Origin of the sequence: Micromonospora sp. NRRL B-16802 (assembly GCF_001279555.1) — a bacterium.
Lineage (GTDB): Bacteria > Actinomycetota > Actinomycetes > Mycobacteriales > Micromonosporaceae > Micromonospora > Micromonospora profundi.
In genome coordinates, this window is record NZ_LGEB01000140.1 from 1 (window position 1) to 426 (window position 426).

The 426-nt window shown below is 70.7% G+C and carries 1 protein-coding gene; it reads right to left on the reverse strand.

Annotation, left to right across the window (positions count from 1 at the left end; translation table 11 throughout):
• On the reverse strand, positions 1-410 hold a 410-nt coding region (locus tag ADK66_RS30365; RefSeq protein ID WP_157553125.1), incomplete at its 3' end, for a hypothetical protein.
• Positions 411-426: the final 16 nt, after the last annotated feature.

Sequence of the window (426 nt, forward strand, 5' to 3'; positions counted from 1 at the left end):
CCAGACGGCACACACACCACCCGCGAATCCCCACCCGGATCCGCAACCATCGACTCCAACACCACCCGGAACATCCCCGCCAACCGCACCAACCCCGCCCCACCAAACACTCGCCCGTCACCGACGAGACGGATCACGGTCGGGCTGGCACCGACGGACAGGAGGAATTCGGTGGCGGCCACGTCGCTGGCGGTCCGCTCGTCGGTGGCATCGTCGGCCGGCGCGGTGTGGCCGGCGGGCGTCGGTGCGGCGCTCGGTCCGCCCGCGTCCTTCCCGACAGAGGGGTCGGTGCGCGGCTCGGTGTAGCCGAAGACCACGTCGATGGGGTGCGTGTCGGCGCCGGTCAGACGCCGTACCGCCGGCAACGGGAAACGCCGATGCGGCCACAACCGCACCTCACCGTCAAACACCGACCGCACCAGATCA